This window comes from Pseudomonas sp. X4 (genome assembly GCF_040784925.1).
Taxonomy (GTDB): Bacteria; Pseudomonadota; Gammaproteobacteria; order Pseudomonadales; family Pseudomonadaceae; genus Aquipseudomonas; species Aquipseudomonas putida_Z.
Window position 1 is genome coordinate 5,431,452 of sequence record NZ_CP160798.1, and the last position, 14,177, is coordinate 5,445,628.

Annotated in this window: 12 protein-coding genes; 2 read left to right on the forward strand and 10 right to left on the reverse strand. The window is 64.2% G+C overall.

Going from position 1 to position 14,177, the window contains the following annotated elements; genetic code table 11:
• Nucleotides 1-9: 9 nt before the first annotated feature.
• The 8 genes from ABX298_RS24175 to ABX298_RS24210 all read right to left on the reverse strand — a co-directional run bounded on the left by ABX298_RS24175 (nt 10) and on the right by ABX298_RS24210 (nt 7,652).
• Nucleotides 10-1,572 carry a GumC family protein gene (locus tag ABX298_RS24175; protein WP_367393753.1) on the reverse strand — a complete coding sequence of 521 codons (1,563 nt, stop codon included), beginning with the start codon at nt 1,570-1,572 and terminating at the stop codon, nt 10-12.
• Nucleotides 1,573-1,591: 19 nt separating this feature from the next.
• Complete coding sequence (locus ABX298_RS24180; RefSeq protein ID WP_025339250.1) at nt 1,592-2,707, reverse strand: hypothetical protein; 1,116 nt, start codon at nt 2,705-2,707, stop codon at nt 1,592-1,594.
• A 24-nt stretch (nt 2,708-2,731) separates the two neighbouring features.
• Nucleotides 2,732-3,289 (reverse strand): polysaccharide biosynthesis/export family protein, encoded by a 558-nt coding sequence (locus tag ABX298_RS24185; RefSeq protein ID WP_286099940.1) that lies wholly within the window; start codon nt 3,287-3,289, stop codon nt 2,732-2,734.
• 243 nt (nt 3,290-3,532) lie between these two features.
• On the reverse strand, nt 3,533-3,709 hold the full coding sequence (gene eppA, locus ABX298_RS24190; RefSeq protein WP_075045301.1) for an EPS-associated small membrane protein EppA: 177 nt from the start codon (nt 3,707-3,709) through the stop codon (nt 3,533-3,535).
• Between the two features lie 250 nt (nt 3,710-3,959).
• Nucleotides 3,960-4,502, reverse strand: coding sequence for a helix-turn-helix domain-containing protein (locus tag ABX298_RS24195; RefSeq protein WP_075045302.1), 543 nt, complete (start codon nt 4,500-4,502; stop codon nt 3,960-3,962).
• A gap of 186 nt (nt 4,503-4,688) precedes the next feature.
• Nucleotides 4,689-6,107, reverse strand: a complete 1,419-nt coding sequence (locus ABX298_RS24200; RefSeq protein WP_075045303.1) for a short-chain fatty acid transporter — start codon at nt 6,105-6,107, stop codon at nt 4,689-4,691.
• A gap of 154 nt (nt 6,108-6,261) precedes the next feature.
• Nucleotides 6,262-6,918, reverse strand: coding sequence for a CoA transferase subunit B (locus ABX298_RS24205; protein WP_025339254.1), 657 nt, complete (start codon nt 6,916-6,918; stop codon nt 6,262-6,264).
• A 35-nt stretch (nt 6,919-6,953) separates the two neighbouring features.
• Nucleotides 6,954-7,652: a CoA transferase subunit A gene (locus ABX298_RS24210; protein ID WP_015270421.1), complete on the reverse strand. Its 699-nt coding sequence runs from the start codon at nt 7,650-7,652 to the stop codon at nt 6,954-6,956.
• 140 nt (nt 7,653-7,792) lie between these two features.
• Between ABX298_RS24210 and ABX298_RS24215 the strand changes: the two genes are divergently transcribed.
• Both ABX298_RS24215 and ABX298_RS24220 read left to right on the forward strand, forming a co-directional pair.
• Nucleotides 7,793-8,698 carry a LysR family transcriptional regulator gene (locus tag ABX298_RS24215; protein WP_025339255.1) on the forward strand — a complete coding sequence of 302 codons (906 nt, stop codon included), beginning with the start codon at nt 7,793-7,795 and terminating at the stop codon, nt 8,696-8,698.
• Nucleotides 8,686-9,507 (forward strand): aldo/keto reductase, encoded by an 822-nt coding sequence (locus ABX298_RS24220; RefSeq protein WP_075045304.1) that lies wholly within the window; start codon nt 8,686-8,688, stop codon nt 9,505-9,507. The genes ABX298_RS24215 and ABX298_RS24220 overlap by 13 nt, the downstream gene beginning before the upstream one ends.
• A gap of 172 nt (nt 9,508-9,679) precedes the next feature.
• Here the strand turns inward: ABX298_RS24220 and ABX298_RS24225 are convergent, their stop codons facing one another.
• Both ABX298_RS24225 and ABX298_RS24230 read right to left on the reverse strand, forming a co-directional pair.
• Complete coding sequence (locus tag ABX298_RS24225) at nt 9,680-12,760, reverse strand: error-prone DNA polymerase (RefSeq protein ID WP_367393754.1); 3,081 nt, start codon at nt 12,758-12,760, stop codon at nt 9,680-9,682.
• Complete coding sequence (locus ABX298_RS24230; RefSeq protein ID WP_085704427.1) at nt 12,757-14,175, reverse strand: DNA polymerase Y family protein; 1,419 nt, start codon at nt 14,173-14,175, stop codon at nt 12,757-12,759. Before ABX298_RS24230 ends, ABX298_RS24225 begins: the two co-directional genes overlap by 4 nt.
• Between the last annotated feature and the right edge of the window lie 2 nt (nt 14,176-14,177).

Genomic DNA, 14,177 nt, shown 5'->3' on the forward strand with positions numbered 1-14,177 from the left:
ACTGCTTTCCTATGCAAACCGAGACATGACTTTGAACAACAGCACATCCAGTGGCATGTAGAACACGTGCACCAGCACCACCATGATAGCCGCCAGCACCAGTGCAGCCAGGATCAGCCAGTTGCGCCAACGCTTGCGCCTGGCCACATCGGCCTTGGTATCGATGTATGGCAGTGCCACCAGCACCCGCCTGCCCAGCAGGTTTTCCAGGGCACCGACGCCGCGAATGCGCTGGTTGAGCATTTCCAGCAGCATCACCAGCGCACCGCCACCTGCCGGTGCCAGCACCAGGCCCAGCGCAGCGATTTTCTTGCGGTTGGGCTTGATCGGTTTCTCGGGCATCAGCGGTGGCTCCAGCAGCACAAAGCGCTCAGCCTTGTTCTCCTGCTCGAGGCTTTCGGTAATCTTCGCGCCCATTTCCTTGGCGCGGATTTCCTCGTACTTCTTGCGCGCGTTGTCGTGGTCACGCATCAAGGTCACCAGGCCACGCTCGACCTGCGGCGCCTCGAGGATCTCGGCCTCGTAGCCTTCCATCTTGCGGGTCAGCTCGCGCTTCTGCTCGGCCAGCGAAGCTATGCGCACCTGTGCCGCGCTCATCTTGGCGCGCACGCGGGCGACATCGAGGCCGACCGTGGAGGCCGCAGCCGTGCGATTGCCACTGGCTTCGAGCGCCTGGATCCTGCGCTTGACCGCCACCACATCGGGGTGGGCTTCCTTGTAGCGGCTCAGCAGCCGGGCATACTCGGCTTTCAGGCTGGGCAGGTCCTGGGGCTGCTCGGCACTGGCCACCCTGGGGCCTTCGCCGGCCTTGGTGGCCAGCCCGGCACTGGCCGCCGACAGTTCCAGCTCAAGGTAACGCAGCTCTTCCTGGGCGGCCTTGTAATCACGGTCGACCTCGCGGAACTCCAGCTCCGAGCGTGACAGCATGTTCATGCGCAGGGTCTGGTGCTCGGGCAGGGCATTGGCGTGGGCCTGCTTGAAATCCGCCAGCTGGTTTTCCAGGCTGGCCAGCTCGGCACCCAGCTTGTTCGCCTCCTGGGTGAGGAACTCGGTGGTTTCGTTGGCCCGCTCGGTACGCTGCTTGAGGTTCTCGTTGAGGAACAGCGTGACCAACTCGTCGGCAACTTCCTTGGCCACCTCCGGCTGCTTGTGCTCGAAGGACACATTGAACGCCACGGTCGCTTCACCGCGCCCGCGTACATAGGTGGTGAGGGTTTCGACCACGATGGCACTGCGCATGTGGTCGATCTTGTCGCTATCGCTGAAGCGCTTGTCGGGGAACAGGTTGTACTTGTCGATGATGCGCAGCAGGTTCTCGCGGGTCATCACCCGCTGGCGAATCACTTCGATGCGTTCATCGGCAAAGCTGGTGTTGTTGGTCGATACCAGCTCGGGGGAAATCTGCTGCGACTCCACCAGGATGGTGCCGGTCGACTGGTAGATCGGCGGCACCATCACTGCGACAGCGACGGTCGCGGCCAGAATGACTACGATGCTCACCCCCAACAACAGGGCCCGGTCCTTGATTATGGCGATGTAATCTCTGAGGGAGAGCTCGTAGTCGGACTTCATGGGGCCACCTGCCTGAAGTTCAGATGTCGGGGTACCTGTACGTCAACGTCAAACCCACGATCGTAGCGTTCGCATCAGCTTCGTGATCCTGCTGCCGATCCTTGTACATCAGCGACAGGCGCAGGTCCCAGTACGGCGAAAACTCGCGGCTGGCCCACACGCTGTAGGTCTGCAGGGTGTTGGGGGTCTGCCCTTTGCTGTCTTGCCAGGCAGCGTCCGCGCCCACCCGGGTCAATTCGCTGACGGCGTAACTCCACACACCGCGCACCTGGTCCAGCTCGGCGAAGCCGCCTTCGGCGCTGGCCACCGTGCTGCGTTCGGCGGTAAAGCTGGCGACGGCGCGCGCACCGGTATACAGCAGCGCTACCCCACCCTCCCCGCGTCGGCCACCTTCGTCACCGGAAACCTCGGTGACACCCACATGCGCATCGGCGCTGAGGCGTTCGGAGAACTGGTACTTGACCCCGACCGCCGGGCTGTAGCTGTTGGACGCCGTCGCCGTCTGGTCCTGCTCGGGCTCGTAGCGCCGGGCGCCAAAGCGGCTGTACAGATCAGCCCGCTCGCTCCAGGCGTAGGTCCAGGTGAACACGTTGCCCAGTTCTTCGTAGCCCGTCAGCGTACTGATGTCATAACGGGCACGGTTGTACGTGGTTTCGTTGCTCAAGGTGCTGCGTTCGGTAACCGCCTGGCTCCAGTTGCCGGCCAGCGTATACAGCTTTTGCGTGCCATCGGTGGTGACCACGCCGGTATCCAGCACCGTTCCCGACAGCGTCGAACTTTCGTTGTAACGCGCCAGCAGGCCAAACCGCCCGCGCTCGGTCTGGCGCTGCCAGCCCAGGCTTACGTCGGGGTCCTCACGGTTGTCGACCACCGCCGTGTCGGACGAGCGCAATACATGCACGCCCAGCCCCAACCTCAGTTCGTCACGGTCGAAGGTACCGATCAGGGTGTAATCCGGCGCGATGATCGTGCGCGTTATACCCTTTTCACCCGACGACAGCAGCAAGGGGTTGCTGTCATGTTCGACGGATGTCGGTACCACCACCGTAGACTGCCAATTTGCTGCCAGGACTGTGTCCGTAAACGGCAACACCAAGATTGCCGTTGCAATGCTAGTTGTTCTGAGAAGAGGCATTAAGTGTTCTTATTAAAGGCAAGATCAAGGAACGACCAGCGTATCGCCAGCCTGCAGTTGGATGTTGGTGGACATATCCCGGCCAGACACCAGGTCTCTATATCGCACGGGCAGAATTTTTTGGGAAGCGCCGGTGCCACGCACTACTTTGATTTCACTTTCATCTGCAAACTTGTCGAGGCCGCCCGACATGCTCAAAGCCTGCAGCACTGCCGTAGGGCCTGCCATTTGTACCGGCCCGGGCTTGATCACTTTGCCTTGTACATAGACCAGGTTGCCGGCGATGCTCTTGACGACAACGCTGACATTCGGGTCGGGGAGAAACTTCTCGAGTTTGGCAGCCACTTGTTTTTCAACGGTCGTCACATCCAGCCCGGCAACATCGATGCGCCCGGCCAGGGGGAACGTGATACTGCCATCGGGAAGTACGGTGGCTTCCTGGCGCAGGCTGTCTTCCTGCCATACCGAAACCATCACCACATCGCCGGGGCTGAGCAGGTAGGTAGCACTGTGCGGGTCGGCCGTACCGGCACCAGACCACACCATCAGCATGCAGAACGCGGCAAACATTGAACGCACCATGAGGGTCCCTCCGGCCGAAAAGGCCCGACAAAGAGCACTGAATGAGAACAACACACCAACTCTCGCTCCGCTTCGCGGCATACACCAACCGCGATGGCCTCGATCTTCCAGAGGCCTTGCCTTGACGCTGTGTGCCTGCAACCGTGGACCTGCACGGGCTACTGGCAATATAGCAACGGCTGGGGAATTGACAAGCCAGGCCCCGGGCCGCTGGTGTCAAGGGTTAAACCCAGGCTGGCGGACTCAGATCTGTTTCCTGTTGGCGACTGCCACAAAGCCAACGACAGCAAATGCAAAGAACCACCCTGCGGTTGAAACAGGGATGATACTGTTCTGATTGATATACATATCCGCCGCACGCGCCGCGCCACTCATCAGCGCCAGCAAAGACATCGATTTGATAATCAGAGCCGTGCGCATACGCCCCTCCTGTAAAGAGGAAAATCAACTATTTGTTGGCGTGGTGTTCGGGAGTTGTTTCACTGTTGAATTGAGCTTATGAACACAATGACATTGCGTCAACGATTCGACACTATAATAAAATTCAATAGGCGCCCAACAGTATCGTCAAAATATCGACGTACAAGTTGAGCAAAGGGCGCTGTCTTGGTGGCGCCAACGTTTCATCGCTGAGAAAGGCAAGGCCGTGGGGCTTTGGCGCCCCAACGTGTTACTCGTCTGCGTGGTGTACCACGACCAGCAACTGCGCCGGCAGCGGCCCCACCGACCTTAGCCGGTGGGGTGTCTGGGCATTGAAATGCAGGGCATCGCCTTGCTCCAGCAGCACCCGCTCGTTCATGAAGTCCACCTCCACCTGGCCGGCGTGGACGAACAGAAATTCTTCGCCCAGGTGTTCCTTGAACGTGGGGTCGCTGAACTCGGTCGGCGGCTGGATCAGGAAAGGCAGCAGGCTGCGCTGCCCGACCTGGCTGGTGAGGGCCGCGTAGCCCGGCCCTGCCCCGTCACCCACCAGGGCCTGGCGCTCGCCATGGCGCACCAGGCTGTAGCGGCTCTGGCCGGCCTGCTCTTCGGCGAACAGTTCTTCGACATTGACATTCAGTGCCCGCGCCAGCTTCAGCGCGGCGGCGATCGAGGGGGTATTCAGGCCACGTTCGACCTTGGACAGGTAGCTCTTGGTCATGCCGGTCTTGTCGGCCAGCAGCTCCAGGGTCATCCCCAGTTTCTTTCGCAGCAGTTTCAATCGGATAGACATGTGACGCGGGTTTCCCAGGCGAAGGCAGCCTGGCCATCATACGTGGACTGCTCAGGAAATGCTGGGGCTGCTGTGCAGCCCATCGCCGGCAAGCCAGGCTCCCACAGGTACTGCGCATGGCTTGGGGCCAATGCAGTCGATGTGGGAGCCTGGCTTGCCAGCGATGGGCCGCGCAGCGGCCCGACTTTACGGCATCACCGGCGGCAGGTACTGCAACGTCGTACCCAATGCCCACAGCAACACCAGCACCAGCGGCACGTGCACCAGCAACTGCACGAACGAGAAGCCGATCAGGTCGCGTGCCTTGAGCCCCAGTACCCCCAGCAGCGGCAGCATGTAGAACGGGTTGATCAGGTTCGGCAAGGCTTCGGCGGCGTTGTAGATCTGCACTGCCCAGCCCAGGTGGTACTGCAGGTCATTGGCCACCAGCATCACGTAAGGTGCCTCGATGATCCACTTGCCACCACCCGATGGGATGAAGAAGCCCAGCACCGCCGAATACACGCCCATCAGCACGGCATAGGTGTCATGCGTGGCGATCTGGGTGAAGAACAGCGAAATGTGGTGGGCCAAAGTCTGCTCGTCGAGGCCCTTCACCTGGGTGAGGATGGCCGCGATCGAGCCATACAGCGGGAACTGGATCAGCACCCCGGTGGTGGTCGGCACCGCGCGCGCCACCGCATCGAGGAAGCTGCGCGGGCGCCAGTGCAGCAAGGCACCGAGCATGATGAACAACAGGTTGTAGGTGTTCAGCCCGGAAATGGCGGTAATCGCCGGCTTGGTGGCGAACTCCTGGTACAACCAGCCGGCAGCCAGGGCCACCAGCAGCAGGATCAGGATGGGGCTGTGTTCCAGCCACTCGCCCGGGCGGGTGCGCTGGGGTGCCGGTGGCGCGGTGAAGCTGGGGTCGACCCCGCAGTCCTGGGCGCTGCGCGCACTGTTCGGGCCCGGGGCCGTGGCGTAGGCGATCACCAGCGAGACCACCACCAACGCCGCCAGCATCACGCCGGACTGCCAGAGGAAGATGGTTTCGGTGAACGGGATCACCCCGGTAATCGACAGGATCGACGGTGGCAGGCTGGCCGGGTTGGCCTGCAGTTGCGCCGCCGACGAAGACAGGCCCAGCGCCCACACGGCACCCAGGCCCAGGTAGGCGGCTGCACCGGCGGCGCGGTAGTCCATCTTCAGTTCGGTGCGCCGGGCCAGGGCGCGCACCAGCAGGCCGCCGAACACCAGCGACAGGCCCCAGTTGAGCAGCGATGCCAGCATCGAGATCAGCGCCACCCAGCACACTGCCGAACGGCCATTGCCGGGGATGCGCGCCAGGCGGTCGATCAGCCGCGCCGCGGGCGGCGAGCTGGCCACCACATAGCCGCCGATGACCACGAAGGCCATCTGCATGGTGAACGGGATCAGGCTCCAGAAGCCATCGCCAAAGGCCTTGGCGGTGTCGGTCGGCTTGGCGCCCATGGCCAGGGCGCCGATGCACACCAGCAGCACCGCCAGGGCGGCAAACACCCAGGAATCGGGGAACCAGCGTTCGGCCCAGTTGGAGCAGCGCAAGGCAAAGCGCGCGGAACGGCTGTCTTGGATTTCAGCGGCCACAGTTCAATTCCTTTTATTGGTTTTATGAGGTAAAGCAGTACTGCCAGACAACGCAAAAACCCTGTGGGAGCGGGCGTGCCCGCGAATGCGTCGGTAAATTCACCGCAGCATTCGCGGGCACGCCCGCTCCCACAGGGTAGGATCACATGATGCGTTAGAAGGTCATTTCCTTCACATCATCCGGCACGATCAGCTTGCCGGCGGTTTTCTCGATGATTTCCTCAACGCTCACCCCGGGCGCGGTCTCGCGCAGGATGAAGGCGCCGTCTTCGATTTCCAGGTAGGCCAGGTCGGTCAGCACCTTGCGGATGCAGCCAGCGCCGGTCAACGGCAGGCTGCACTGCGGCAGCAGCTTGGACTCGCCGTCCTTGGAAGCGTGGGTCATGGTGACGATGATGTTCTCGGCACCGGCCACCAGGTCCATGGCGCCGCCCATGCCCTTCACCAGCTTGCCCGGGATCATCCACGAGGCGATGTTGCCTTGCACATCCACTTCGAAAGCGCCGAGCACAGTCAGGTCGACATGGCCGCCACGGATCATGGCGAACGACTGCGCCGAATCGAAGATCGAGGCACCGCGGCGGGCGGTGACGGTCTGCTTGCCGGCGTTGATCATGTCGGCATCGATGGTGCCTTCGGTGGGGAATTCGCCCATGCCGAGCAGGCCGTTTTCCGATTGCAGCATCACATCCATGTCGGCGGGTACGTAGTTGGCCACCAGGGTCGGAATGCCGATGCCCAGGTTGACGTAGTAGCCGTCCTTCAGTTCACGGGCGACGCGTTGCGCCATCTGTTCGCGGGTCAGTGCCATGGTCAGGATCTCTTTGTTGTTCTGGTGGATGGCGCTCAGGCCTTGACGGTGCGCTTTTCGATACGCTTTTCGAAGGTGCCGACGATGACGCGGTCCACGTAGATGCCCGGGGTGTGGATCTCGCTGGGCAGCAGCACGCCAGGTTCGACGATCTCTTCCACTTCGACCACGGTGATCTTGCCGGCGGTGGCCGCCAGCGGGTTGAAGTTTTGCGCGGTGTTGCGGTACACCACGTTGCCGTAGTGGTCGGCCTTCCAGCCCTTGACGATGGCGAAGTCGCCAGTGATGGATTCTTCGAGGATGTACTTGCGGCCGTTGAACTCGCGCACTTCCTTGCCATCGGCAACCGGGGTGCCGTAGCCGGTGGCCGTGTAGAAGGCCGGGATGCCGGCGCCACCGGCGCGCATTTTCTCGGCGAGGGTGCCTTGCGGGGTCAGCTCCACTTCCAGCTCGCCGCTCAGCAACTGGCGTTCGAACTCGGCGTTCTCGCCCACGTAGGAAGCGACCATCTTGCGGATCTGCCGGTCTTCCAGCAGCACGCCCAGGCCAAAGCCATCGACACCGCAGTTGTTGGAGACCACGGTCAGGCCCTTGACGCCACGGCGCTTGATTTCGCTGATAAGGTTTTCCGGGATGCCGCACAAGCCGAAACCACCAGCCAGTACCGTCATGTTGTCGGTCAGGCCTTCGAGGGCCTGTTCATAGGTTGCAACGCGCTTGTCCAGTCCGGCCATGCTGATCCGCCTTTTGTAGTTGTTGAACCGACGAGGCTGTCGGTGAGCGTGTGGGGACATCTTCACCGCAAGCGACTGATTTGTTAATTTTGTTTTCATCATCGATTGATAACTTTTGCAAAACAACCAAAAGGCCTGTCATGAACGTCAAGCAACTGCGCGCCTTTGTCGCTGTGGCCAAGTACCAGAGCTTCGCCCAGGCCGGTGAACACCTGCATGTCTCGCAACCGGCCCTGAGCCTGACCATCAAGGCCCTGGAAGAAAACCTTGGCGGCGCCCTGCTGAGCCGCACAACACGCAGCGTCAGCCTGACTGCCGAGGGCGAGGTACTGCTGCCACTGGCGCGGCGCCTGCTGGCCGACTGGGACGACACCGAAGAAATGCTGCGCCAGCGTTTCACCCTGCAACTGGGCCGGGTTTCGGTGGCGGCCATGCCGGCCTTTGCCGGCAACCTGCTGCCCTACTCGCTGAAGGTATTTCGCCAGCGATACCCGAAGGTCAACGTCACGGTGCACGATGTGATCAACGAACAGGTGCAGGAACTGGTGCGCCATCGCCGCGTCGAACTGGGCATCGGCTTCGAACCGGACAACATCGATGGCCTGGATTTCCACCCGTTGTACATGGACCGTTTCGTCGCCGTGGTGCCCGCCGATTCGCCCTTGGCGCAGCTGCCCCAGGTCAGCTGGGCACAGTTGCTTGCCGAAGACTTCGTGGCCCTGCAACGCCCTTCGGCGGTGCGCCTGCTGATGGAGCAGAACGTGGCCGCCCAACACGGCAAACTGGCGGTGGCTTTCGAGAGCCACCAGCTGTCGACCATCGGCCGCATGGTTGCCAGTGGCCTGGGGGTCAGTGCCGTGCCGGCGCTGTGCATCAACCAGATGCAGGAGCTTGGCGCCCGCTGCGTCACCCTGGTCGAGCCCACGGTCGAGCGCCGCATCGGCGTGATTGCCCTCAGCGAACACAAGCTTTCCACGGCGGCGCAAGCGCTGCTTGAGGTACTGCTTTCCAATACCCGCATCCCGGAGGTGACATGCGTTACGTGAAACTGGCAGGTTCGAGCGTTCCGGCCATCGGCCAGGGCACCTGGTACATGGGTGAAGATCCGGCCCGCAAGGCGGCCGAGGTGGCGGCCCTGCAACAGGGTATCGAACTTGGCCTGAGCTTGATCGATACCGCCGAGATGTATGCCGAAGGTGGCGCGGAAAACGTGGTTGGCCAGGCCATTGCCGGGCGCCGCGACCAGGTATTCCTGGTCAGCAAGGTGTACCCGCACAATGCCAGCCGGCGCGGTATGGCGGCGGCCTGCGAACGCAGCCTCACGCGCCTGGGCACCGACTGCATCGACCTGTACCTGCTGCACTGGCGTGGCCAGCACCCACTGGAGGAAACCGTCGAGGCCTTCGAGCGCTTGCGCGAGCAAGGCAAGATCAAGCGCTGGGGTGTTTCCAATTTCGACGTCGACGACCTGCGCGAACTGCACAACCCCGATTGCGCCACCAACCAGGTGCTGTACAACCCGGCCCAGCGTGGCATCGAGTTCGACCTGTTGCCGTGGTGCGAAAAGCGCGCGCTGCCGACCATGGCCTACTGCCCGCTGGCCCAGGCCGGGCGCCTGCTGCAGCACCCGGTGCTGGCGGAAATCGCCGAGCGCCATGGTGCCACGGCGGCCCAGGTCAGCCTGGCCTGGGTGACCCGTGATGATGGGGTGATAGCCATCCCCAAGGCCGTGACGCCCGAGCATGTGCGGTTGAATGCGGCTGCGGGTATGCTGACCTTGACCAGCGAAGACCTGCGGGCGATCGACCGGGCGTTCCCGGCACCGACGCGCAAGCAGCGGTTGGCGATGGTGTAGCGACTGTCGCGAAGATAACTGAATTCGCAAGCAATCCTCGCACCCTGTGGGAGCGGCTTTAGCCGCGAAGAATCCAGCGCGGTGCATGGCACCGGCTGCGCCGGTGTTCGCGGCTAAAGCCTCTCCCACAGGGACCGCGCAAAAATCAGGGTTTTGCGTGAGGTGCCGGGGATCAATGGAAATCCCGGCTGCGTACGTCCAGCCCTTGCAACAGCGGGCTCACATCCTCCAGCCGCCGTGCTATCAGGTGGCGCACGCCATTCTCCTGCTCCAGCCGCCCGCTGACCTTGAGCAACTGCGACCCCACCAGCGCCCGCCGCTGCCGTTCGGCAAGCGCCCGCCACACCACCACATTGACCATGCCGTGCTCGTCCTCCAGGGTGACGAAGGTCACGCCACTGGCGGTCTGGGGCCGCTGGCGGCCCACCACCAGCCCGGCCACGGCAATGTTGTCACCATGCCCGACATCTTGCAGCTCGCGCGAACTGCGACAGCCCAGTGCCCGCAGGCGTGAGCGCAACAAGGTCAAGGGATGCGGCCCAAGCGTGGTACCCAGGGCCTGGTAATCGGCCATCAGGTCCTCTGCCACGCTGGGAACGGGCAGTTCGACGGTGCTTTCCGGCAAGGCCTCGATATCGGCGAACAAAGGCAACTGCGGCTGCACCGCCGCCACCTGCCAGCGCGCCTGGTGCCGGTCGCTGGCCAAGGCGCGCAGCGCGCCGGCATCGGCCAGGTGGGCGCGGGCACGCGAATCGAGCCCGGCACGCAGGCACAGGTCTTGGACATCGCGCCATGGCCGCTGCGCCCTCGCCTGCTCCAGGCGCCTGGCATCGGCCTCGGCAAGGCCGCGCACCAGGCGCAAGCCCATGCGAATGGCCAGCACCTCTCCAGGCTCAGGCTCGAGCGTGCAGTCCCAGTCACTGTGGCACACATCCACCGGCCTGACCTCGATACCCTGGCGCCGGGCCTCTTGCAGCAACTGGTCGGGGCTGTAGAAGCCCATGGGCCAGCTGTTGACCAGCGCGCAGGTGAAAATCGCCGGTTCATGGCACTTGAGCCAGCTGCTGGCATAGCACAGCAAGGCAAAGCTGGCCGCGTGCGACTCCGGAAAGCCATAGCTGCCAAAGCCCTTGATCTGCTCGAAGATGCGCTCGGCAAACGCCAAGTCATAACCATTGCGCAACATGCCCTGCACCAGCCGCTCGCGGTGCGGCTCCAGGCCGCCGTGGCGCTTCCAGGCGGCCATGCTGCGGCGCAACTGGTCGGCCTCGCCCGGGGTGTAGTCGGCCGCGACCATCGCCAGTTCCATCACCTGCTCCTGGAACAGCGGCACGCCCAGGGTACGCTCGAACACTTCCTTCAGTTGCGGCGAGGGGTACGTCACCGGCTCCTGCTTCAGCCGCCGGCGCAGATAAGGGTGGACCATGTCGCCCTGGATCGGCCCGGGGCGGACGATGGCCACCTCGATGACCAGGTCGTAGAACTTTTTCGGCCGAAGCCGCGGCAACATGGCCATTTGCGCGCGGGACTCGATCTGGAACACGCCCATGGTCTCGGCACGGCTGATCATCGCGTAGGTGGCCGGGTCTTCGGCGGGGATGGTCGCCAGGGTCAGGTGCCGGCCACGGTGGCGTTGCAGCAGGTCGAAGCAACGGCGCAAGGCGCTGAGCATGCCCAGCGCCAGCACGTCGACCTTGAGCAGGCCGACCATGTCCAGGTCGTCCTTGTCCCACTGGATCACCGTGCGCTCCGGCATCGCGGCATTCTCCACCGGCACCAGCTCGTCCAGGGGTTGCTGCGAGATAACGAAGCCGCCCGGGTGCTGTGACAGGTGCCGAGGGAAGCCGATCAGTTCGCCGGCCAGCACCAGCACCCGGCGCAGCGAAGGGCTGCCCGCCTCGAAGCCGGCCTCGGCCAGGCGCTGGTCGTCGGGTATGCGATCGCTCCAGCGGCCACAGCATTTGGCCAGGGCGTCCACCTGGTCGGCCGGCAGCCCCAGCACCCGCGCCACATCCCGCACCGCACCGGCGGCATGGTAGGTGTTGACCACCGCAGTGAGCGCCGCCCGGTGCCGGCCATAGCGGCGGAACACATACTGGATCACCTCCTCGCGCCGGTCGTGCTCGAAGTCCACGTCGATGTCCGGCGGCTCGTTGCGCTCGCGCGACAGGAAGCGCTCGAACAACAGGTGGTGTTGCATGGGGTCGAGCTCGGTGATGCCCAGCACGAAGCACACCACCGAGTTGGCAGCCGAGCCCCGCCCCTGGCACAGAATGCGCTGGCTGCGGGCGAAGGCGACGATGTCGTGCACAGTCAGGAAGTAGCTTTCGTAGCCCAGCTCCTCGATCAGCGCCAGCTCCTTGGCCAGCACATCCCGCACCTTGCTGCTCGGCCCGTCTGGCCAGCGCGACGGCAAACCCTGCTGGCACAATTCGCGCAACCAGCTCGCCGGGCTATGCCCCTGGGGCACCAGTTCGCGTGGGTACTGGTATTTCAATTCGCTCAGTTCGAACTGGCAGCGCGCCGCGATCGCCAAGGTCTCGGCCAGCAGGTCGGCGGGATAGAGCTCGCCCAGTTGCGCCTGGCTGCGCAGGTGCCGCTCGCCATTGGCAAACAGGAAGCGCCCGGCCTCGGCCACCAGGCAATGCTGGCGAATGGCGGTCATGCAATCTTGCAGGGCGCGACGACCGCGCACGTGCATGTGCACGTCGCCACAGGCCACGGCGCGGATGCCGACCCTGGCCGCCAGGCTACGCAAGCGTTCAAGGCGCAAGGTATCGTCACTGCCGCGGTGCAGGTGCACGGCCAGCCACAGGCGCTCGCCGAACACGCCGTGCAGCCACTGCCCGGGGGTGGCATCGCCGCTGTCATCGGCTACCCACAATGCCAGCAGACCCTGATGGTGCTGCTGCAGGTCATCGCGAAACAGTTGGTACTCGCCCTTCTGCGCCCGCCGCCGGGCCCGGGTGATCAGCGCGCACAGGTTCTGGTAGCCGGCCAGGTCCTGCACCAGCAGCACCAGCCTGGGGCCGTCCTGCAATTGCACTTCACTGCCCACGATCAGCCGCAGCTGGTGTTCCTTGGCCGCCTGCCAGGCACGGACGATACCGGCCAGGGTACATTCGTCGGTGATCGCCAGCGCCTGGTAGCCCTGTTCACGCGCGCGCCGGAACAGCTCGTCGGCGCTCGACGCGCCGCGCTGGAAGCTGAAGTTGGACAGGCAGTGCAGCTCGGCATAACCCGGGGTGTTCATGCGAACCAGCCCTGCAGCCACAACGGGCCGGCCTTGCCCAGGTCGCGGTAGGCCCAGCCGCGCAGGCCGTCGCGGGTTTCGATGCGGTAATAGTCGCGGCGCACATCGCCGCCATCCCACCAGCCCGACTCGATGCGCTCGGCATGGCCTTGCAGGCGATAGCCGCCTTCGTCCAGCGCCATGGGGGCCGACAGCAGCCAGCCAGGGCGGCTGCCAGGAACGACCGGCATGTTGCCCTGGGCACCCTGCTCTACCGCTTGCCAGGCACACTCGGGGCGATGATCGGCTGCCGCGCTCAGGCCCTTGACCGCCTCATCCCCCAAGCGGGCGCGCAGCCGTTCGCGCAATTGTTCCCAAGGTTGCGCCTGTTGCGCACGCGGGTCGAACAATGCCTGGTGTTGCGGCACGAAGGGTGGCAGGTCCTCGGCAACCAGCCGCAGGTTGCGCACCGGTGCGGGAATGCGTAGCGGTTCCAGGCGCCCGCGCGCCAGCTCGAACAACATTGCCGCATCGCGTTCGGCGGCCAGCAGGCCTACCTTCAGCAAGGTATCCGGCCCTTCGGCGTGCTCCAGGTGCAGGCAGAAACGCTGCACGCCACAGTCACGCCCGGCGAGGAACGCGGCAAGGTCGTTGAGCATGCGCCGCAGCGGGAACAGCAGGGCCTGGTGCGATTCGACGTCGAAGTTCAGCTCCAGGCGGGCTTCGAAACGGTCCGGCGGCTGGTAGAAGCCCAGCCCCAGGTTGCGCAGGCCGAGCAACTGGTCAAGGTGCAGCTGCACCTGGGCCGGAAAGCGCCTGGCCAGGCTGTCGCGGGGCAAGGCCAGCACCTGGCTCAACTGGCGCAGGCCCATGCGGGCAAAGGCCTCGGCAGCCTGCGCAGGCAGGCCGATACGCTCGATGGGCATGCCCAGCAGCGCCGCACGGGTGGCATCGGCGTCACTCACGGCCAGGCCATCGTGAGCGTTGGCGAGCATGCGCGCCGCCACCGGGTTGCTGGCCAGGACGATGCGTTGGCGCAAGCCCAGTTCCGCCAGTTCCTGGCGCAGGCGTGCCTCGAACAGCGGCCAGGGGCCGAACAGTTGCAGGCTGGAGCCCACCTCCAGCAACAGCGCCCGTGGGTAGTGCAGGCTGACCTGGGCACTGAAGCGGTAGGCCCAGGCTGCCAGCAACTGCTGCACCTGGTCGATGCGCCTGGGGTCGGCTTCGACGCAGCTGAAGCCATCGGCCAGCGCACGCGCCGCCGTCAGGGTTTGCCCGGCCCGCAGGCCGAGCGCGGCCGCGGCCGGGTTGACCGCCTGCAGCACGCGTCGCTGGGTCGGCCCGCCAAGCAGCACCAGGGGTGTATCAGGGTCGTCACGCTCACGCAGGACCGTGTCCAGCGCCAGCTGCGGAAGCAGGATGCAGGCCCAGAGCATGT

Bases quoted from the DNA above. Each gene is read 5' to 3' on its own strand.
- eppA (WP_075045301.1), bottom strand. From the start codon at position 3,709: ATGCGCACGGCTCTGATTATCAAATCGATGTCTTTGCTGGCGCTGATG.
- ABX298_RS24220 (WP_075045304.1), top strand. From the start codon at position 8,686: ATGCGTTACGTGAAACTGGCAGGTTCGAGCGTTCCGGCCATCGGCCAG.
- ABX298_RS24215 (WP_025339255.1), top strand. From the start codon at position 7,793: ATGAACGTCAAGCAACTGCGCGCCTTTGTCGCTGTGGCCAAGTACCAG.
- ABX298_RS24175 (WP_367393753.1), bottom strand. From the start codon at position 1,572: ATGAAGTCCGACTACGAGCTCTCCCTCAGAGATTACATCGCCATAATC.
- ABX298_RS24195 (WP_075045302.1), bottom strand. From the start codon at position 4,502: ATGTCTATCCGATTGAAACTGCTGCGAAAGAAACTGGGGATGACCCTG.
- ABX298_RS24230 (WP_085704427.1), bottom strand. From the start codon at position 14,175: ATGCTCTGGGCCTGCATCCTGCTTCCGCAGCTGGCGCTGGACACGGTC.
- ABX298_RS24225 (WP_367393754.1), bottom strand. From the start codon at position 12,760: ATGAACACCCCGGGTTATGCCGAGCTGCACTGCCTGTCCAACTTCAGC.
- ABX298_RS24180 (WP_025339250.1), bottom strand. From the start codon at position 2,707: ATGCCTCTTCTCAGAACAACTAGCATTGCAACGGCAATCTTGGTGTTG.
- ABX298_RS24210 (WP_015270421.1), bottom strand. From the start codon at position 7,652: ATGGCCGGACTGGACAAGCGCGTTGCAACCTATGAACAGGCCCTCGAA.
- ABX298_RS24185 (WP_286099940.1), bottom strand. From the start codon at position 3,289: ATGGTGCGTTCAATGTTTGCCGCGTTCTGCATGCTGATGGTGTGGTCT.
- ABX298_RS24205 (WP_025339254.1), bottom strand. From the start codon at position 6,918: ATGGCACTGACCCGCGAACAGATGGCGCAACGCGTCGCCCGTGAACTG.